At 70.9% G+C, this 19,081-nt stretch carries 19 protein-coding genes; 1 reads left to right on the top strand and 18 read right to left on the bottom strand.

Features of this window, described 5'->3' with window-relative positions:
• Positions 1-20: 20 nt before the first annotated feature.
• The 16 genes from AB0H78_RS12355 to AB0H78_RS12280 all read right to left on the bottom strand — a co-directional run bounded on the left by AB0H78_RS12355 (position 21) and on the right by AB0H78_RS12280 (position 14,789).
• Positions 21-1,187 carry an XdhC/CoxI family protein gene (locus AB0H78_RS12355; RefSeq protein WP_363234284.1) on the bottom strand — a complete coding sequence of 389 codons (1,167 nt, stop codon included), beginning with the start codon at positions 1,185-1,187 and terminating at the stop codon, positions 21-23.
• A gap of 1 nt (position 1,188) precedes the next feature.
• Positions 1,189-1,944 (bottom strand): 4'-phosphopantetheinyl transferase superfamily protein, encoded by a 756-nt coding sequence (locus tag AB0H78_RS12350; RefSeq protein ID WP_363234283.1) that lies wholly within the window; start codon positions 1,942-1,944, stop codon positions 1,189-1,191.
• Entirely contained in the window at positions 1,941-2,345 is a 405-nt protein-coding gene (locus tag AB0H78_RS12345; protein ID WP_363234282.1) for an acyl carrier protein, read from the bottom strand. Before AB0H78_RS12345 ends, AB0H78_RS12350 begins: the two co-directional genes overlap by 4 nt.
• Positions 2,342-4,705, bottom strand: a complete 2,364-nt coding sequence (locus AB0H78_RS12340; RefSeq protein ID WP_363234281.1) for a xanthine dehydrogenase family protein molybdopterin-binding subunit — start codon at positions 4,703-4,705, stop codon at positions 2,342-2,344. Before AB0H78_RS12340 ends, AB0H78_RS12345 begins: the two co-directional genes overlap by 4 nt.
• Complete coding sequence (locus tag AB0H78_RS12335) at positions 4,702-5,199, bottom strand: (2Fe-2S)-binding protein (RefSeq protein WP_363234280.1); 498 nt, start codon at positions 5,197-5,199, stop codon at positions 4,702-4,704. Before AB0H78_RS12335 ends, AB0H78_RS12340 begins: the two co-directional genes overlap by 4 nt.
• The gene (locus tag AB0H78_RS12330; RefSeq protein ID WP_363234279.1) at positions 5,196-6,119 is read right to left on the bottom strand and encodes an FAD binding domain-containing protein; all 924 of its coding nucleotides are present in this window, start codon (positions 6,117-6,119) and stop codon (positions 5,196-5,198) included. Before AB0H78_RS12330 ends, AB0H78_RS12335 begins: the two co-directional genes overlap by 4 nt.
• A 96-nt stretch (positions 6,120-6,215) precedes the next feature.
• The gene (locus AB0H78_RS12325; protein ID WP_363234278.1) at positions 6,216-6,662 is read right to left on the bottom strand and encodes an ester cyclase; all 447 of its coding nucleotides are present in this window, start codon (positions 6,660-6,662) and stop codon (positions 6,216-6,218) included.
• Positions 6,663-6,708: 46 nt separating this feature from the next.
• Entirely contained in the window at positions 6,709-8,241 is a 1,533-nt protein-coding gene (locus tag AB0H78_RS12320; protein ID WP_363234277.1) for an MFS transporter, read from the bottom strand.
• A gap of 33 nt (positions 8,242-8,274) precedes the next feature.
• Positions 8,275-9,003, bottom strand: a complete 729-nt coding sequence (locus tag AB0H78_RS12315) for an AAA family ATPase (protein WP_363234276.1) — start codon at positions 9,001-9,003, stop codon at positions 8,275-8,277.
• Positions 9,004-9,065: 62 nt separating this feature from the next.
• Entirely contained in the window at positions 9,066-10,091 is a 1,026-nt protein-coding gene (locus AB0H78_RS12310; RefSeq protein ID WP_363234275.1) for an AvrD family protein, read from the bottom strand.
• Positions 10,092-10,093: 2 nt separating this feature from the next.
• Entirely contained in the window at positions 10,094-10,366 is a 273-nt protein-coding gene (locus AB0H78_RS12305; protein WP_363234274.1) for a phosphopantetheine-binding protein, read from the bottom strand.
• Positions 10,360-11,139: an SDR family oxidoreductase gene (locus AB0H78_RS12300; protein ID WP_363234273.1), complete on the bottom strand. Its 780-nt coding sequence runs from the start codon at positions 11,137-11,139 to the stop codon at positions 10,360-10,362. Before AB0H78_RS12300 ends, AB0H78_RS12305 begins: the two co-directional genes overlap by 7 nt.
• On the bottom strand, positions 11,136-12,482 hold the full coding sequence (locus tag AB0H78_RS12295) for a fatty acid--CoA ligase family protein (RefSeq protein WP_363234272.1): 1,347 nt from the start codon (positions 12,480-12,482) through the stop codon (positions 11,136-11,138). The genes AB0H78_RS12300 and AB0H78_RS12295 overlap by 4 nt, the downstream gene beginning before the upstream one ends.
• 97 nt (positions 12,483-12,579) lie before the next feature.
• The gene (locus AB0H78_RS12290) at positions 12,580-12,984 is read right to left on the bottom strand and encodes a MerR family transcriptional regulator (protein ID WP_363234271.1); all 405 of its coding nucleotides are present in this window, start codon (positions 12,982-12,984) and stop codon (positions 12,580-12,582) included.
• Positions 12,985-13,017: 33 nt separating this feature from the next.
• Positions 13,018-13,242 (bottom strand): acyl-CoA carboxylase epsilon subunit, encoded by a 225-nt coding sequence (locus AB0H78_RS12285; RefSeq protein ID WP_363234270.1) that lies wholly within the window; start codon positions 13,240-13,242, stop codon positions 13,018-13,020.
• The gene (locus AB0H78_RS12280; RefSeq protein WP_363234663.1) at positions 13,239-14,789 is read right to left on the bottom strand and encodes an acyl-CoA carboxylase subunit beta; all 1,551 of its coding nucleotides are present in this window, start codon (positions 14,787-14,789) and stop codon (positions 13,239-13,241) included. Before AB0H78_RS12280 ends, AB0H78_RS12285 begins: the two co-directional genes overlap by 4 nt.
• 373 nt (positions 14,790-15,162) lie before the next feature.
• On the opposite strand from AB0H78_RS12280, the gene AB0H78_RS12275 reads away from it, so the two are divergent.
• Complete coding sequence (locus AB0H78_RS12275) at positions 15,163-15,831, top strand: response regulator transcription factor (protein WP_363234269.1); 669 nt, start codon at positions 15,163-15,165, stop codon at positions 15,829-15,831.
• A 1-nt stretch (position 15,832) separates the two neighbouring features.
• Here AB0H78_RS12275 and AB0H78_RS12270 read toward each other — a convergent pair whose 3' ends face one another.
• Both AB0H78_RS12270 and AB0H78_RS12265 read right to left on the bottom strand, forming a co-directional pair.
• Entirely contained in the window at positions 15,833-17,332 is a 1,500-nt protein-coding gene (locus AB0H78_RS12270; RefSeq protein WP_363234268.1) for an FAD-dependent monooxygenase, read from the bottom strand.
• Between the two features lie 15 nt (positions 17,333-17,347).
• Entirely contained in the window at positions 17,348-18,958 is a 1,611-nt protein-coding gene (locus AB0H78_RS12265; RefSeq protein WP_363234267.1) for an MFS transporter, read from the bottom strand.
• Positions 18,959-19,081 lie beyond the last annotated feature (123 nt).

Below are 19,081 nucleotides of genomic sequence, written 5' to 3'. Positions count from 1 at the left end.
TCCTCGTCGTCGCCGGCGGGTCAGGCCGCTGCTCGTGGTCGGTTCAGGGGGAGCGCGTCGTCGCGCCCGGTGCGCCGCGGATGCACGGGTCCGCTGCCGTCCTTCAGCGGGAGGCAGCCGCCGCCGCGGCGGTGGGCGACCAGCTCGGCGGCGATCGCCACCGCCGTCTCCTCGGGCGTACGCGCTCCCAGGTCGAGGCCGATCGGGGAACGCAGCCGGGCCAGTTCATGCGCGGTCAGGCCCGCCGCGCGCAGCCGCTCCTCGCGGTCGGCGTGCGTACGGCGTGAGCCCATGGCGCCGATGTAGCCCACGGGGAGGCGCAGGGCGAGTTCGAGGAGGGGGATGTCGAACTTGGCGTCATGGGTGAGCACGCACACCACCGTCCGGTCGTCGACCGCGTACCGCTGCGACTCCAGATAGCGGTGCGGCCAGTCGACGACCACCTCGTGCGCGTCGGGGAAGCGGCGTGCGGTGGCGAAGACGGGGCGGGCGTCGCAGACGGTCACGTGGTAGCCGAGGAACCGTCCGATACGGGTCACGGCGGCGGCGAAGTCGATCGCGCCGAAGACCAGCATCCGGGGGGCCGGTGCGTAGGACTCCACGAAGAGCGTGAGCGCGCCGCCGGCTTCGGGCGGGCACGGGCTCCCGTCGGGGGCGAGCGTGTGCGTGTCCGTGGTGCCGGAGCGGAGCAACTCCCGTGTGTGGTCGAGGACGGTGTGCACGGGGAACCCGGGCAGGCCGCCGTGGTGCGTCTCGTCGGTCACGGCGAGAGCAGTCCCCAGGAGCGCGGCCGGCCCGCCGACGACCCGTGCGAGGGCGACGGGCGTCCCGGCGGCGATCAGGTCGATGGCCCGCGCCAAGGGGGTCGCCGCATCGGCCGCCACCGGTTCGATCAGGACTTCCAGCGTTCCGCCGCAGGTCAGGCCCACCGCGAAGGCGTCCGTGTCGCTGTAGCCGAAGGTCTCGACGACCGTACGGCCGCCGGCGATCGCCTCCTCGCACAGGGCATACACCGCCCCCTCCACGCAGCCGCCCGAGACGCTGCCCACCGCTTCCCCTTCGGCGTTCACGGCGAGCGCGGCCCCCGGTTCGCGCGGCGCGCTGCCGGAGGTGCGGACCACGCTCGCCACCGCGAAGGCCTGGCCCGCCGCGCGCCAGGCCGACAGCCGCTCGGCGATGTCCTTCATGTCAGGCCCCCTCGGACGACGCGCCGACCAGCGCGTCCCGCTTCTCGCAGTCACGCAGCCAGTCCAGCGACAGCCAGCGCACGGCCGGGGCGGGCGCCGGGCCGCGTACGGCAGCCGCAGCGCTGTGGCGCGGCCCGCACGGGATGTCCAGGAGCGTCCAGCCCTCGGGGTGCGCCGCCCGGTCGGCGCCGAGGTAGTCGGCGGACAGGTCGCGGCTCAGACCGGTGCCGATCCCCTTGAGGTACGCCTCCTTGCGCGTCCACAGCCGGCCGAACGCCTCCTGGCGTACGTGATCGGGCTCGGCCCGCAGCTCGGTCCGCTCGTCCGTGTGGAGCGCGGCCGAGCACACCTCCACGGTCTCGGCTCCCGGCCGTACCTCCACATCCACGCCGATCGGTGTGGCCGCGACCCCGACCAGCACCATGCCGCTGCTGTGCGAGAGGGAGAAGTGCACCGGGCGGGGCGGGTCGGCGACCGCAGGGCGGCCGTGCGGCTCACCGCAGCCCGGGCACGGCTCGCGCATGAACTCCAGCTCCGCGGCAGGGGTGTCGAGGTACTCGCCGAGCAGTCTGCGCAGGGCGATGTGCGCGAGTGCGTAGAGGTGGCCGCCGGTCGAGCGCTTGCAGGTGCCCGCCCGGTGGCGCTCCGCCTCGTCCAGTACGGAACGGTCGAACTCGGCCTGTGGCGTGCCTGTTCTGGGCTGGCGCAGCAGCCACAGATCGACCCGGCCCCCGTCGAGGGGGAGGACATCGCTCATGCCGCTGCCGCCGCCGCGTACTGCCCGGCCAGGCGGTCGGCCAGATGGTCGGCCAGGGCGTCCGCGTCGGCGGCCCCCAGGATCCGGGGCAGGGCGACATCCAGGTGCAGGGCGTGCCGTATGCGCTGCTGGAGTTCCAGGCCGGTGATGGAGCCGACACCGATGGAGCCGAGGGTGCGCCCGGTGGTGTGGACAGCGCCGGGGTCCACGCGCAGCACCCGGGCGAGCTCCTCGCGGAGGTACGCGCCGAGCAGCCGCCTGCGCTCCTCGGGGCGCCCCTGGGCCAGTGCGGTCGCATCGGGGGCGGTGACGCCGGGGGCGGGTGCGGGGCGGTCTTCGGGGGGCGGCGCCTCCCACAGGTCGTCGTCCCAGCCGGTCGGGCGGTGCGCTTCGGGAATCATGGCGTTCTGTCTCCAACAGGCTGTGGGATTACGGGAGTTGTCGGGTCCTGGGCGAGCTGCTCGCGCAGAAGCGCCTTGACCCGGTGCGGGTGCAGCGGGAGTGCGCCGACCGTGCCGCGCAGCTGGAGCGCGTCGCGTACGGCGTTGGCGACGGCGGCCCCGACGCCGGCGGTGCCGCCTTCGCCCGCGCCGCGCACGCCCAGGGGGTTGCCGGGCGAGGGCGAGTCCTCGTACAACTCGACCTGGATGTCGGGGAGATCGCTCGCCCGGGGCCAGAGGTAGTCGTTGAGGGTGGTGGAGAGCGGCTGGCCGTCCTCCGTGTAGCGGAACTCCTCGAAGAGCGCGCCGCCGATGCCCTGGACCGCACCGCCGATCAACTGGCCGTGCACGGCAAGGGGGTTGACCGCCCGGCCGATCTCATAGCTGACGGCGTACCGCAGGAGCTTCACGGCTCCGGTGCCCGGGTCCACCTCGGCCTGGGTGTAGTGGGCTCCGTACGGGTACGTCATGCCGTCGGCGACATAGGTGCCACGGCCGATCAGCCCCGGCTCCTGCCCGGTCCTGATGTGCTGGGGGGTGAAGCAGGCCACGGCGATCTGCCCCAGGGTCAGCCGGGTTCCGGGGTCGTCGCGCCGGGCCAGCGTGCCGTGCCGGACCTCGATGGAATCGGGGTCATCGGGGTCCGCGCCGAGCATCACGGCGGCGACGCGACGGGCCTTGGCGAGGGCCTGTTCGGCGGCCATCTTGACGGCGGTGCCGCCGACCACGGTCGAGCGGCTGGCGAAGCTGCCGGCGCCGTCGGGCAGGATGTCGGTGTCCGAGAGCACCACGGTGACGGACTCCGTGGGGATGTCGAACTCCTCCGCGCAGATCTGCGCCATGACCGTCTCGATGCCCTGCCCGGAGCTCGCACCGCCCATGGAGACGCGTACGGCGCCGGTCACGCCGATGTCGACGACGGCGCTGTCGTGGCCGAGGCCCGCCTTCTCCAGGATGACGGCACACCCGGCGCCGACCAGCCGCCCTTCCGCACGCGCGGCCGCGGCCTCCTCCTGCCAGGCGGCGTAGTCGACCGCGGTCCTGGACTTGTCGAAGTGGTCGAGGTGGTCCTTGCCGTCCAGGAACATCGGCGAGCCGAAGACCTGCATCGGCCGCCGCATCGGGAGTTCGGTGGCATCCAGCAGATTGCGGCGGCGCAACTCGACGGCGTCCATGCCCAGTTGGGTGGCGGCGAGGTCGATGGCGTGCTCGCGTACGAAGTTGTGCTGGAAGCGTCCGGGGGCGCGGTAGGTGCCGATCGGGGTCTTGTTGGTGGTGACGATGTGGATGCGGCTGCGGCAGGCCGGCAGCCGGTAGGGGCCGGAGATCATCGCGGAGGTGAGGGCGGCAACGACGGCTCCGTGCGTACGGATGTAGCCGCCGTTGTCCAGCCATCCCTCGTCGCGCAGCCCGAGCAGCAGCCCGTCGTCGTCGAAGGCGAGCTCGATGTGGTGCTGCTGTTCGCGCGCGTGGTTGGCGGCGATCATGTGCTCGGTGCGGTCCTCGGACCATTTGACGGGGCGGCCCGTACGCAGGCAGAGGAAGGGGACCAGCAGGTCCTCGGGGTAGAACTCGCCGCGTACGCCGAAGCTGCCGCCGGCGTCCGACTCCAGCATGTGGATGCGGTGTTCGGGGACGCCGAGCATGGAGGACAGGACCCGCCGGTTGAAGTAGGGCACCTTGGTGGCGCCCCAGATCGTCATCCGCTCCGTCCTGTCGTCGTAGTCGGCGACCAGACCGCGCGGCTCCAGCGGAGTCCCGCTGTGGCGGCCCGTGCTGAGGTCCGCGCTCACCACGTGGGGCGCTGTGGCGAAGACCTCGTCGACGTCCCCGTACGCGAACTCGACGACGCCCACCTCGGCGCGCTCACCGCGCCAGGACTCCGGGCGCTCGTCGGCGGCGCTGCGGGCGTCGAGGAGGACGGGGAGCGCTTCGAGGTCCAGGGCGACCAGGTCGGCGGCGTCCTCGGCGATATAGGGGTCCTCGGCGAGGACGACCGCGACGGGGTCGCCGACGTAGCGGACGAATCCGGTGGCCAGAGGGGACTGCAGATAGGGGGTGAAGTCGATGCCGGGATGCGGCTGGCGGACCGGGATGCGCAGCTCTCCGGGCAGGTCGGCGGCAGTGAACACCCCTATGACACCGGGATGTTGGGACGCCTCTTCGGTGTCCACGCCGACGATGCGGGCATGGGCGAGCGGGGAGCGCACCATCCGCATCCACAGCTGCCCGGGGCGCACGGTGTCGTCGTGGAAGCGGCCGCGCCCGCGCAGGAGCCGGTCGTCCTCGAGACGGGGTACGGAGATGCCGATGGCGTTCACGCCTGCTCCCCTGCGGGTGTGGCGACGGCTTCGAGGGCGTCGACGATGTGGGCGTATCCCGTGCAGCGGCACAGGTTGGCGGAGACGCAGGCGCGGATCTCCTGCCGGTCGGCGCAGGGGTTGCGGCGCAGCAGTTCGGTTCCGAGCATCAGGAATCCCGGGGTGCAGAAGCCGCACTGGAGGGCCCCGTGCTCCTTGAACGACTCCTGGAGCGGGTTGAGTTTGCCGTCCTGGGCCAGCGATTCGACGGTCTCGATTTCGGCGCCGTCGGCCTCGGCCGCCAGCATCAGGCAGGAGCGGACGGGTGCTCCGTCGACAAGAACCGTGCAGGTCCCGCAGGACCCGGTCTCACAGCCGACGGTGGTGCCGGTGAGGTTCAGGTCGCGTCGCAGTACGTCGGCGAGGCTGCGCCAGGGGTCGGCATCGACCGCGTACGGCTGCCCGTTCGCGGTGAGCCGGACGGGGACCTGTGGGGGCCGGGTGGGGTCGCTCATCGCGCGCCTGCCTTCTCTTCTTCGCGCCTGCCGGCGTGTGATTCCTGCGCACTGCCGTGTGCACGGGCGGTGGATTCGCGCAGCGCCCTGACCAGCAGCGTGCTCGCGAGCTCCGTGCGGTACGGGCCATCCGCGCGCGGGTCTGGGGGCGGATCGAGTACGCCGGCGAGCACGTCCCCGGCGTGCCGGAACAGGGCTTCGCCCGGGATCTCGCCCAGGAGCGCCTGTTCCACGAGAGGGACGCGCACCGGCGTGGCCGCCGCTCCGGCCAGCGCGACGCGGGCCGAGGTGATCGCTCCGTACGGGCTGGTCTCCACGACGGCTCCGGCGGCCACCAGAGGCAAATTGCCCTGCTGGACGGCGAATTCGACGAGGGCCGCGGTGGGGGCCGGGGTGGGGAACCTGATCCCGGTGATGATCTCGGCGTGGTCGAGGACGGTCTGTCCCGCGCCGGTGAACAACTCACCGGCGGCGATCGTGCGGGGGCCGGCGGAGCCGCGTACGACGATCTCCGCGTCCAGGAGCACGGCGGCCAGGCACCATTCGGCGCACGGGTCGGCCTGGGCGAGGGAGCCGCCGAGCGTGCCACGGGTGCGTACGGGAAGGTGCCCGATGAGCCGGGCGGTCTCCGGGAGGACCCGGAACGCGGTGTCCAGGCCGTGGCCCTGTGCGGACTCGATGTCGTGGTGGGTGGTGAGTGCGCCGATGGACAGGACGCCGTTGTCCTGGGCCATGCCGCGCAGCCGCGTCAGGCGCTTGAGGTCGATGACGGCGCTGGGGCGCACCGTGCGGCGGTTCATCAGGGCGAGGAGGCTCTGCCCGCCCGCGAGGACCCGGGCTCGGGGCCCGTACGTCTGCAGGCAGGCGACCGCCTCGTCGACCGATTCCGGTTGGAGATAGACGAATCGGGTCGGCTTCATGCTCGTTCCTCACGGGGTGGGCAACGGGGGGACGGGGGCCCGGCCGGCCGGCGGCCCGGTGGGGGGCGTCGGGCCGCCGGCGGGACGGGGCACACCTCAAGGGCGGTCGATCGGGGGGATGTTGATGGATTCGTGGCCGAGCTGGCGCATCAGGTCCGCCAGGTCGAACCACGCACTGCGCTCGATGACCTTGTCGCCGCGGAAGCGGTCGATGCCGACCGCACCGAAGGTGGCCTGCTTGCCGCTGGGCGGCAGGCCGCGGAACGCGCCGAGCTGGGTGCCGATGCACTCGACCCGGGTGACGACGACGTCGCCCTCGGCGGTCTGCTCCTGGACCAGGTCGCTGATGTCGGGGAAGGTCGTGCGGAAGGCCTTGACCCAGGTGCGTACGCCCTCGGGTCCGCGCAGGTCGAACTGCGGCCAGTGGAAGTCCTCGTGGAAGATCTCCTCGGCGAGGTCCAGCCTCCCGTTGGTGATCATCTCCTCGAAGAGCAGGGCGACGAGCTGCTTGCGGCCCGTGGTGACGTGTATGTCGGTGGTCATGGTCATGGTGTTGTTCTCCGGATCTCTCGGGGCGGCGGCGTGCCGGTCAGCGGGTGCCGACGGGGCGGCCGGGCTCGGCGACAGCGGCAGCGGCAGCGGCCGGGGCCGGTACGGCGACCGGGGTGGACGCCTGGGCGCGCGGCGGCCTCGGGAGCTTCACGCTGATCGCGCAGGCGATCAGCACGAGGACCAGACCGATGGACGCCACCCATTCGAGGGCGGAGGCGTAGACGCCGACACCGTGCCCCGTGCCGACCGCGGCGAAGAAGACCGACCCGATGCCGGCGACACCGACGGCACTGGCGAACTGCTGCGTGGTGGTCAGCACACCGGCTGCCGCACCGGCCTGCTTGGGCTCGATACGGGAGAGCACCGAGCCGGTCAGGGCCGGAACCGCGAGTCCGTTGCCCAGGCCGATGAGCACCATCGGACCGATCAGCCGCAGTGCGCTGGTGTCGGATCCGGAGACGCTCAGGTCGACGAGGAGCACGAGCAGACCGACCGCGGCGATGGCGGTGCCCACGGTGACGAGGCGGCCGCCGTGCCGGCCCGCGATCCGAGAGGAGGTGATGGAGGAGCCGGCGAAGGCCAGTCCCAGCGGGCAGAAGGTGAAGCCCGCGTGGAGCGGGTCGAGACCAAGTCCCGTCTGGAGCACCAGAGTCAGCGAGAACATCAGGCTGAAGAAGGCGAAGAAGACGCCGAGGCTGACGAGCAGACCCTTGGTGAAGATCTTGTTGCGGAAGAGCGTGGTGTCGAGCAGCGGCTGCCCCGCGTTGCGCGCCAGCCGCTTCTCCCACGCCACGGTCAGCGCCATGAGCGGAGCCGAGGCGATCAGGCAGATCCAGGTCCACACCGGCCAGCCCTCGCTGCGGCCGACGGCGAGCGGGATGAGCGCCAGCGCGAGGCTGCCGGACACACCGAGTACGCCGATGGGGTCGAGCTTGGCCTGGGCGGCGGGCTTGCGGTGCGGCAGCAGACGCAGGGCGAAGCCCATGGCGATGAGCCCGATCGGCACGTTGACCAGGAAGATGACCCGCCAGCCGAGCCCCAGCACGTTCACCTGGAGCAGCGCACCGCCGAGTACCTGGCCGGCGACCGCGCCGACACCGATGGTGACGCCGAACCAGGCGAGGGCGCGGGCGCGCTCGGTGGCCGGGAAGACCGCCGTGATCAGGGCGAGGACCTGCGGGACCATCATCGCGCCGGTCAGGCCCTGGACGAGGCGTGCGGCGACCAGCTGGCCGGAGGTCTGGGCCAGCCCGCAGAGGAGCGAGGCCAGGGTGAAGGCGAGGGTGCCGTACAGGAAGAGCTTGCGGGACCCGAAGAGGTCACCGAGGCGGCCGCCGGTGATGAGGCCGCTGGCGTAGGTGAACCCGTAGCCCGCGACGATGAGTTCGAGGGCGGCCTGGCCCGCGTGGATGTCGTGTTCGAGGGAGGGGGCCGCGACGTTGACGACGTACAGGTCGAACTGGGCCATGAACATGGCGGCCAGCAGAACCGGCAGCATCAGCCAGCGACGGGAGTAGGGCCCCTCGGGGGTTTCGGGCGGTGCGGACACCGCACTTGCTTGCTTGGACATGTTGCACCTGATTTCTGGTGGGGGCGGGTGTTCTCAGGCCGCGGCGGACGTCGCCGCGACGGCGGCCGTGCTCTGGCTGCGGACCTTCTCCAGGCGCCAGTCGACCTTGGCGTAGTCCTCGCCCGCGAGAGCGATCGCTTCGTCGATGTCGCGTACGACCGGCAGGTCGAAGCGGCGCACGATCGCCTCGAGGCGATCGGTCACGGAACCGCCGAGCTGGATGTAGGGGATGTCCAGCTCGTCCAGGGCGACCAGCAGGAGGTCGTCGCATTTGGAGCGGAACTTCTCGTTCATCGGGCGGTGGCCGTCCGCGCCGAGCGGGAACTCGTTGCGCAGGTGGACGAATCCGTCGAAGGACTCCTTCACGTGCTGGCGGAAGGCGTGCCCGAGCTGGGCGGTCACCTCCTCGAAGAAGCCCATCTCGGGCGTCTTCGCCGGCGGCGGCCCGTCGACGTGCGCACCCGGGTCCATGCCGAACTCGACGCGGACCGCGGCGTACGTCCACTCCTGGAGCGAGGACCCGTCGGCGATGAAACTGCCGCCCAGGAGCGCCTCGTTGACGGCGCGCCCGACGTGGCGGCGTACGGCGAGCTGGATGTACTCGGCGGGGGTGACCTCGGTGAGCGCCTTGCCGGGAACGGCGTCCGGCATGATCTCGCGGATGGTCTTGGCGGGCGAGCGCGGAATCCCGGTGTGGTGGGAGAGCGCCATCGCGGTGAAGGTCTTGCCGGCCGAATAGGTGCCGGATATGGACAGTCGCATGGTGTGGCTCCTGCGGTTCGTGACGGGCGGGTGAGAGGGCTGAGGCGGCTGAAGTGGGGGCGTCAGGCGGGGAGTTCGTGGGCGAAGGAGCAGCGCATCTCGATGCCGGCCATACGGCTGTGGAGCTCGACGGTGCGCCAGATCCCGCCGCGCAGGGGCAGCTTGCGGGCCGCGGTGAGCGTGGTGGCCGTCTCCAGTGCGCCGGAGACCGGCACGGCCAGGGGCTGCGGGTCCTCCGGGGCCTCCAGGACGGTCTGCATCATCCACAGGGTGTTGCTGGACTCCCTGGTCAGCGAGTCGAGTTCGTACATCAGCACCTGGGCGAGCTGGAGGTTGACGACGAAGCAGTCCACCAGCGAGACGACCGGCGGTCCTGCCCCCTCGATGCCTTCGGTGGGGGCGGTGTCCGATACGGCGGTGAAGCGTGCGGTGGCCTCGGCGGTGAGGGCGCCCATGTCGACGCGGACGTCCTCGACGGTGTGCCTGCGGAGCTTGAACCCCTCGCCGTAGAACCGCGGTTCACCCGGTCCGAGCGCGTCGGTGAGCGCGTCGTAGCGGGCGGGCGCGGTCGCCTTCGTACGGAGAGGGTGGTCGATCTCGCAGCGCACGCGCAGACCGCCGACCGTGCTGTCGTACACCGAGCGGTGGCCGCCGCGCGCCGACTCCTCGGCGACGGTCGCCTTGAGGGTCGCCGAGAGCGCGATGCCCTCCAGCTCCTCCTGGGGTGCGCCGCCCGCCCGGAGAACGACCTTGCGCAGGCGCATGGCCGAGCGGTCCGCGGCGTCGAGGCCGTAGGCGTGGGCGAGGTGGAGCTCGGCGAGCTGTACGCCGAGGACGAGGGCGTCGACGGTGCTCAGGTGCGGACGCAGGTCCTCGTCGGCGGTCTTCTTCGACCAGTCGGCGGGGTAGCCGATGTCGGCCTTCGCGGTGACGGCGGGACCTTCGGCGCCGGCGGGGTGCGCGGTGATCCCGTACACCGTGTAGTCGGCGCGCTGGTAGCCGCGGGAGAAGAAGCGGGTCTCCCCAGGGCCGAGGTAGTCGTCGACGGTGCGCAGCAGGAGCTGCTGCTCGGCAGCGGCGGCGGACATCGTCAGACCACCGCCGTGGCGTCGAGCGCCTTCTCGTAGGCGTTCACGAGGTCGCGGACCGTGCGCATGTCGGTGATGGAGAAGCGGTCCTCGAACGGGTCGACTCCCAGCTCCAGTTCGAGCTGGATGAGGAGCTGTGCGAGGAAGAGCGAGTTGAGGCCGAGCTCCACCAGGGAGTCGTCGAGGCCGAGGGGACCCGAACCGCCGTCCTCCTCCAGGCTGAGCGCCCGTATCTCGTCCTCGACAACGGCCTGGACGTTCGTGGTCTCTAGCATGTGATTCCTCCGTCGACTATCAGGGACTGTCCGGTCACGAAATTCGATTGCGGGGAGGCGAGGAAAAGAACGGCGTCGGCTATTTCCCCGACGGTTCCCAGCCGGCCCAGCGGTGTCCTGTGCTGAATTTTTTCGCGGTTCTTCTCGGTGACGTCCGCCGTCATTTCGCTGTCGAAGAATCCGGGGACGATCGAATTGACCCGGATGTCGAATGCGCCGAGTTCACGCGCGAGGCTGCGGGTGAAGCCGTCCATGCCGGCCTTGGCCGCCGTGTAGACGGACACGCCCCGGTAGCCCCGGACGGCGTTGATCGAGGAGACGTTGACGATGGCGCCGCCGCCGCTTCGGGTCATCAGCCGGGCGCAGGCCTGGGTGAGGATCACCGGCGCGAGCAGGTTGGTGGTGAGCAGCGAGTCGATCTTCTTGGGCGGGGTGGTCAGGAAGAGTTCCTGGTGCAGCACGCCCGCGTTGTTGATCAGCAGGTCGATGCGCCCGAAGCGCCGGCCCACGACCCGTACGAACTGCCGCATGGTCTCCGGGTCACCGAGGTCTGCGGACTCCCAGAGGTAGGCGTCGGGGTGCTGCTCGGCGGTGGCCGCGGTGAAGTCGTTGGCCGTACGGCTGAAGGCCGCGACCCGCCAGCCGTCCGCGAGCAGCCGCTCGGTCAGGACCCGCCCCAGCCCTCTGCTGCCGCCGCTGACGACCGCGACCTTGCGGACCGCCTCGGTGGTCTCGGTGGTCTCGGTGGTCTCGGTGGTCTCGGTCGCTGTCATGTCAACGCCCGGGTCTTCTTGAACCGGTCGTTGTGGTGTTCGGCCTCGGAGATCTCCACGATCGCGGGGATCTTGAAGGGCTCCAGACGCGTGCGGCAGTGTGCGCGCACCCGGCGGGTCAGCTCTCGGGCCTCGGCCGGCTCGCTGAGCTTGACGACGGCCTTCACCACCATGCCGGTCACATGGCTGGGCTTGCCCGACACGGTGGCCTCGGCGATGCCCGGGACCTCCAGGAGGATGTTCTCGACCTCGCTGGGGTAGACCTTCTCGCCCGCCACGTTGATGATCTCCGAGCGGCGGCCCAGGATCCGTACGTAGTCGCCGTCGACGTCGACCGCGTCCTGGGTGTTGAAGAATCCCTGGTCGTCGAAGGGTGCCGGCGCGTTCAGATAGCCGAGCATCGCCATCTCCGAGCGGATCCAGAGGATGCCGTCGCGGATCTCGTACTCGAAGCCGGGACCGCCCAGCTTCACCCACAGCGTGTCGTCGCCCTTGGACTTGGTGGGCAGGATGCCGAGCTCGGAGAGCCCGTACGTCTGCTTGTACCGGACCGTCGGCAGCGCTTCCTTGAGCCGCTTCAGGGTGCCCAGGGGCATCGGTTCGGTGCCGTACGTGATCAGTCCGAGCGCGCTCAGGTCGTGGCGCTGATAGGCGCCGGAGATGAGCAGCATGTTGAGGAACGTCGGGGTCGTCGGCAGCACCCGCACCCCGAACTCGGCGACCGCCGCGCACACCGTGTCGGGCGAGCGCTCGGCCAGGGTGACGACGGTGCCGCCCTGACTGAGCGTGTGCAGCAGGGTGTTGATGCCGCCGATGTGGTCGATGTTCAGGAACGCGAGGGTGGACTGCGGCCGGGTGGGCGCCCCGTACCGTGCGAGCACCTTGGTGAAGTCCAGGACGGTGGCCTTGCTGCGGCCGGTGGTGCCCGAGCTGAACAGCACCAGGCCGGGGGCGCCGGCGGTGCGCAGCCTCGTGTAGAGCTCGTGGTCCGCTGTCCGGCCGGTGCGCTCCAGCGACCTCGATGTGCCGTCGGCGCCGATCGTGATGACGGTCTCGACTTCGGCGACCTCGTGGAACTCGGTCCGCTTCGCGGCCGTCAGCAGCGTGAGCGGTACGACGACGGTGCCGCGCTCGATCAGGGCCAGCAGCCCCGCGCAGGCCTGGAAGGAGCTCGCTCCCTCCAGGACCACGACCTCGCCGGCCGTCACCTCATGGGTGTCGAGGAAGGTCCTCCAGTCGGCGATGCTGCGTACCAGATCCGCATAGGTGTGGCGCACCGAGTTGTAGACGATGGCCTCGGTGTCTCCGAAACTGCTCAATCGCTCAAGGAATTGATCGACCATGATTCCCTCCGCCGTTCAGGAAATTCGAATAAGGAAGAATTGATGTCCGGTGACTGCCGGACAGGACGCTAGGTGGTTGAAGTCCACATGAACCAAATCAATTGAGCTCCGCGTGAGGCAGCTCACGGTGGTCGGCCACTTTCCGGTCCAGGAAGCTGATGTTCACCGCCAACTCCGCTGCCTGCCTGGCCAGTTCGGACCGGTAGCGCTCCAGCATCCGCAGGCGTTCGGGCGCGGTCTCCTCGCCGCGGCGCAGCAACTCGACGTAGCAGCACAGGTCGGCGACGCTCATCCGGGTCGCGCGCATGTCGGCGAGGAAGCCCAGCCAGCCGAGGTGGTACTCGGAGTAGGCCCGCCGGCCGCCGGGCCCGCGCGGCACCTCGTCGATGAGGCCGAGCCGCTCGTACCAGCGCAGGGTGTGCGCAGCCAGTCCGCTGAGCCGTTCGACCTCGGTGATGGAGTAGGTCCGCTCACGTACGGAGAAGTCGGTTTCAGAAGTCATGGGGTCCTCCTGCCGGTGGTGCGGGCGGCGGTCTCAGGGTCTTCGGGGCGTACGGCGCCAGGTGCCCGCCGGAAGCCGGCCGTCCTGACGGGGCCAGGCCGCCCGGCCCGGCGCGACCGGGGGAACGGTCACGGGAAGTGCCGGGTGGGCCGCGGTGAGGGCGCGCAACACCGCGAGTACGGCGGCGAGTTCGGCCGCGTCCGGGTGTCCGCGCTCCAGCCTGACGAGCTGCTCGGGGCTCTCCTGTCCGGCGCTCATACGGGCTGGTTGCCGTGTTTGCGGTCCGGCAGGGAGGCGTGCTTGGCGCGCAGCATCCGCAGCGAGCGGATGAGGACCCTGCGGGTGTCGCGCGGGTCGATCACGTCGTCGACGAGGCCGCGCTCGGCCGCGTAGTAGGGGTGCATGAGCTCCTCCTGGTACTCCGCCACACGCCGCGCGCGGGCGGCCTCGGGATCGGGGTCGGCGGCTATCTCACGGCGGAACACGACGTTGGCCGCGCCCTCCGCGCCCATCACCGCGATCTCGTTGGTGGGCCAGGCGAAGGACAGGTCGCAGCCGATGGAGCGCGAGTCCATGACGATGTAGGCGCCGCCGTAGGCCTTGCGGAGGATGACCTGGATCCGCGGCACGGAGGCGTTGCAGTAGGCGTACAGCAGCTTGGCGCCGCGGCGGATGATCCCGTCGTGCTCCTGGTCGGTGCCGGGCAGGAAGCCGGGCACGTCGACGAGGGTCACCAGGGGGATGTTGAAGGCGTCGCAGAGCTGCACGAAGCGTGCGCCCTTCTCCGATGCGGCGATGTCCAGCGCACCCGCACCGGCCATCGGCTGGTTCGCGACGATGCCGACGACGCGGCCGCCGAGCCTGGCCAGGGCGCAGAGCAGATTGGGCGCCCAGCGTTCGTGGAGTTCCAGGAACTCCCCGTCGTCCGTGATCTCTTCGATCACGCGGCGCATGTCGTAGGCCTGGTGGGGATTGGCCGGCACCAGGTTGACCAGGGCGTCGCCCGCCGGGTCGTCGTGGCCGTCATGGTCGTAGGTCAGGTCGTCTGGCGGCAGTTCGCGGTTGTTGGACGGCAGCAGCGACAGCAGATAGCGCACGTCTTCCAGGCAGGAGGCCTCGTCGTCGTGGACGAAGGTCGACACTCCCGACACGGCCGAGTGCACGTCGGCTCCGCCGAGTTCGTCGTGACTGACCCGCTCACCGGTGACGGCGTGCACCACATCGGGTCCGGTGATGTACATCTGCGCCGTGCCGCGCACCATGAAGACGAAGTCGGTCAGCGCGGGCGAGTAGGCGGCGCCACCGGCGCACGGCCCGAGGATCACGCTGATCTGCGGCACCACGCCGGACATCCGGACGTTACGGGTGAAGATCCCGCCGTAGCCCGCGAGGGCGGTGACGCCTTCCTGGATACGGGCCCCGGCCCCGTCGCTGAGGGCGACCAGCGGGGCTCCCGCCGACTCGGCCATGTCCATGATCTTGTGGATCTTCTGCGCGTGCGCCTCGCCCAGCGCGCCGCCGAAGATACGGAAGTCGTGCCCGAAGACGAAGACCTGCCGCCCGTGGACGGTGCCCCAACCGGTGACGACACCATCGCTGTGCGGCTTCTTCGCCTCCAGCCCGAAACCGGTGGCCCGGTGCCTGCGCAACCCTTCGACCTCGGTGAACGACCCTTTGTCCAGGAGCAGTTCGATCCGTTCGCGGACGGTGAGCTTGCCCTTGGCGTGCTGGCGCTCGGTGGCGGCCGGGTCGCCGTCGTACAACGCGCCGCGTATCGAGGTGAGTTCGCCGATGCGCTCGTGCATGGACGGAGCCGCCCGGCTCACCAGGTCCTCCAGCTCCTGCGCGGCAAGGTCCGGAATTCCGGACCCGGCGCCGGTGGAGCGCGCCGGCCGGCTGAGATGTGGGGGTGAAGTCATCGGAACTCCTCGTAGAAACACCGAAGTCGCGTTGAACTCACGCTAGGGCGCGGACCGTCGGCACCAGCGGGAATTGCACCCAACGAACAACCGGCATGCGCCTTTGAGCGCATACGCATGTCTCTTTCGGAACACGCGGCCCCGGCACTTGCGTGCCACCCTTTGCCGCCATGGGAACACCGCGGTCCGAACGGGCCCTGCGGAAAGCTATGTTCTGTTTCTCTGCAGAATGCCGTGAAGACGAAGAAGGATTCCGGAGATGGCTGACCACTACCCGATGTCCTCGTTGTCCGCGCACCGCACCGTGGTGGTGGCCGACCCGCATCCGGTGTCCCGCGCCGCCGTGTCCTCGCTTCTGGTGCACGCCGGCGCCGCCGATACGACGGAGGAGGCCGGCTCCAGCGAAGGCGCCCTGGCAGCCGTCCTGCGCAGCCGCCCCGATCTGCTGATCACCGAGGTCGACCTCGCCGGACACGGTCACGGCGACGGCATACGGCTCTGCCGCCGGATCAAGGGTCTTGCCCACCCGCCCCGCGTCCTGGTGTTCACCGGCGCCGACGACCCCTCGGTCGTCGCGGCCTGCCTGGCGAGCGGAGCGGACGGGTTCGTCCACCGCTCCGCCACCGCCGAGCGCGTGGTGCGCGCCGTGGAGACCCTCGCGGCAGGGCGGCCCGTCTGGTACCTGCGCGAACAGCACGCCGACGGCTCCGGAACACCCGGCACACCCGGGTCATGCACCCGCGTTCCCGGGATGACCGCACGGGAACAGCAGATACTCGGGCTGCTCCTCGGCCGCCTCTCCAACGACGAGATCGCGGCCGAACTGCACCTGGCCAGACAGACGGTGAAGAATCACGTCAGCAAGGTGCTGACCAAAGCCGGGGTCTCCAGCCGCCGCGAACTCCTGGCCCCGCGCATCCCGGCCTGAGTCAGGCGTGCGGGTACCGGGCGGCCAGCCAGCTGCCGAGGGCCCCGCCGCCGAGCGGGCCGGCCCAGGAGACGACCCCGTCGGGGCGTACGACGACGGCCGCCTCGCCCCCCATCCCGAGCGTGGAGCGCACCTCAGCGCCGGTCACCCGCAGCACGTCGATCCGGGGCTCCTTCGCCCACTCCAGGGACAGCTGGTGCGCGGCGACGGAGGACGAGGAGGCGAGCAGAAGCAGGGTCGGCCGCTCCGGGTCGAGGAGCCTGTGCAGCCAGTGTCCGCCCGACAGTTGGATGTCGGGCAGCCGGTGTCCGGCCCGTACCGCACCGTGCCGCTGCCTGCTGCCGGGGTAGCCGAGGGTGAGCTGGGCCTGGCGGGGCACGACGAAGCGCTCCAGCACACCGGTGGCCTGCGCGACACGGATCAGGGCGTCGCGCAGCGCGCGCCGCCAGCCCTTCAGCGTCCACAGGCGGGTCTGCAGATCGGTGTCGTCCACGACGCCCTGCGCCACGTGCTGCCGCTCGCGTTCCCAGTCGTCCAGTACGCCGGCACCGCTGTCACCGGCTATGACCTGCGCAAGCCGCCAGCCCAGCGAAGAGGCGTCCTCCAAGCCGGTGTTGAGGCCCTGGCCGCCCGCCGGGCCGTGGATGTGGGCGGCGTCCCCGGCCAGCATGACCTTGCCGATACGGAACCGCTCGGCGGCCCTGCGGTGGACGCGGAAGACCCCGGTCCGCGGTTCGCCGACCAGTTCCAGTGGGACGGGGCAGCGTTCGGCCGCGGCCTCCCGCACGAGCCGCAGGGCGTCGTCGATCCGGGTGTCGGGGGGAACGCTGACGCAGATCCGGTAGAGGCCGCCCGGCAATCCGACGACGGCCAGCGCCCCTGAGGGGGTCATGAAGTAGTGCGCCTCGTCCTGCGCGAGCGTGGTCTCGCACGCGCTGTCGGCGAGCAGGAACTGCTGGGGGCGGGACTCACCGGTGAGAGCGACACCGAGGGACTCCCGAACGGTGCTGTGCGCTCCGTCGCAGCCCACGACCCAGGAGCACGTCTCGCTCCAGGTCGCGCCGAGCGCGGAGAGTTCGGCCTCCGCACCGTGGGACGTCTGCTTGAGGGACTCCAGCCGTACGCCGAAATCGATCCTCCCGCCCAGGGACTCGAATCGCTCCCGCAGTACCGCTTCCGTCTCCTCCTGGGACAGCGAGAGGGCATAGGGATACCGCGTCCCGGAGAGCCCGTCGAAGCGCGTACGGGCAAGCCTGCGCGCGCCCGAGTGGTAGTTCTGCGCCTGCAGGGCGTGCCCGCGCTCCACGATCTCCTCGGCGACGCCGATCCGGCCGAGGGCCTCGATGCCCCGGGGCCACAACAGAACGGCCTTGGCGTGCGGCCGGGGCCGTTCCGCCTGCTCGATGAGGCGCACCGGAATGCCGCGTTGCAGCAGTTCGGATCCGAGGGTCAGTCCGACGGGACCGGCGCCGACGATCATCACGGGGGTGGGAGTGCTCATGTCGGATACCTGTTCTCAGACGAGGGCCGGTGCGGGAGCGGTTTCGGGCGCGGACTCGGTGGCGGGCTCGGTGGCGGGCTCGGACTGCGCTGCCTCCAGGCTCGCAGGTGCCGTGTGCCGGGCGCCGACGACGGCGACCAGGACGGTCACCGCGGCGCAGAAGCCCGCCATGACCCAGAGCACGCTGTGCAGTCCGTCGGTGTAGGCGCTGCTCGCGACGGAGGTGAACGCATCCCTCATGCCGGCGGGCACGGTGGCCGCCGGGCCCTGGAGTTGGCCCTGGTTCAGCAGTGCGGCCAGGGTCTCGGGGTGGTTCGCGTACGGACCGGGGAAGCGGTCGAGCTGTGATCCGAGCCGCAGGCGGGTGAAGGAGACCAGCAGGGTGCCGGCCACCGCGATCGCCACGGCCTCACCGCCCAGCCGCATGGTGTTGAACATGCCCGCGGCCATGCCGGCGCGCGAGGGCTCCACACTCGACACGGCGGCCCCGTCCTGCACGCCGAAGGCGATGCCGACGCCGATTCCGATGACCAGGAAGGGGCCGAGCGAGGCCCAGTTGCCGATGCCCGGCTCGATCACGGTCAGCCAGGCGACGCCCGCCGCCGGCAGTCCGACGGAGGCGGTGACCAGGTGGCGTACGGCGATCCAGCGCTGCAGATATCCGGCGACCAGCGGGAAGAAGATCGTGGGGACGGTGAGCATCAGCAGGTCCACACCCGCGTGCAGGGTGGTCTGGGCGTTGACGGCGGTCAGATAGCTGGGCAGATAGACGAGGAGCGGCGTGAAGCCGGCGACCATGGCCACCGCCGCCGCGCACAGCGAGGCGAACTGCGGCTGGCGGAAGAGCGTGAGGTCGGCCATCGGGTGCGGCCGGCGCCGCTCGGCGACGACGAAGGCGCCGAACAGCAGCGCGCTGAGGAGAAATCCGCCGACCACGAGTCCGTGGCCCCAGCCGAGTCCGGGGCCTTCGAGGAGCGCCGCGATGAGACTGGCGAGCGCTGTGGTGAGGGTGAACGTACCGGCCCAGTCGACCCGCTTGGCGCCCGGATCGCGCGATTCGGGGAGCAGTACGGACAGACCGACGACGATGCCGCCGAAGACGGCCGGCACCAGGAAGATCGCCCGCCAGCCGAAGGCGGTCGACAGCGCCCCGGAGACGAAGGGCCCGAAGGCCTGGCCGATGCCGACCGCGGTGCCGAAGACGCCGAACGCCTTGGCGCGGGCAGGCCCGTCGAAGGTCTGCGCGAGGAGCGCGCTGCCGGAGGTGAGGACCGCGGCGGCGCCCACCCCCGCGACGGCACGGGCGACGTCGAGGACGACGATGCCGCCGGCGAACGCGGAGACCAGGGAGGCGAGGGCGAAGACGGCGCTGCCGATCGCGAAGACCTTCCGCCGGCCGAAGCGGTCGGCGAAGGCCCCGCAGGCGAGCATGAAACTGGCGAAGGTCAGGTCGTAGCCGTTGACGATCCACTGGCCTGCGGCCAGGGAGTTGTGGAAGTTCTCGGCCACACCGGGCATGGCGACGGAGGCGCCGGTGAGAGAAATGGGGAGGAGAAACGAAGCCAGCACCACGGTGGCCAGGCTGAGGCCCGGGCGCCGTAGGCCGGGGGCCGAGGTGTCCTTCATGGTGATCCTTGCCGTGTTCGTCCGAGGCGTCCTGCGGCATTCCCGGAAGCGGGTCGCGCCTTTTCGTCGCGCCTTTTCAACGTAGCGACACAGAAGGCCAGGAAGCGGTCCGGTGTTTCTTTG

This window comes from Streptomyces sp. NPDC050738, assembly GCF_040654175.1.
GTDB lineage: Bacteria > Actinomycetota > Actinomycetes > Streptomycetales > Streptomycetaceae > Streptomyces.
This window is presented reverse-complemented; position numbering and strand designations above follow the sequence as displayed.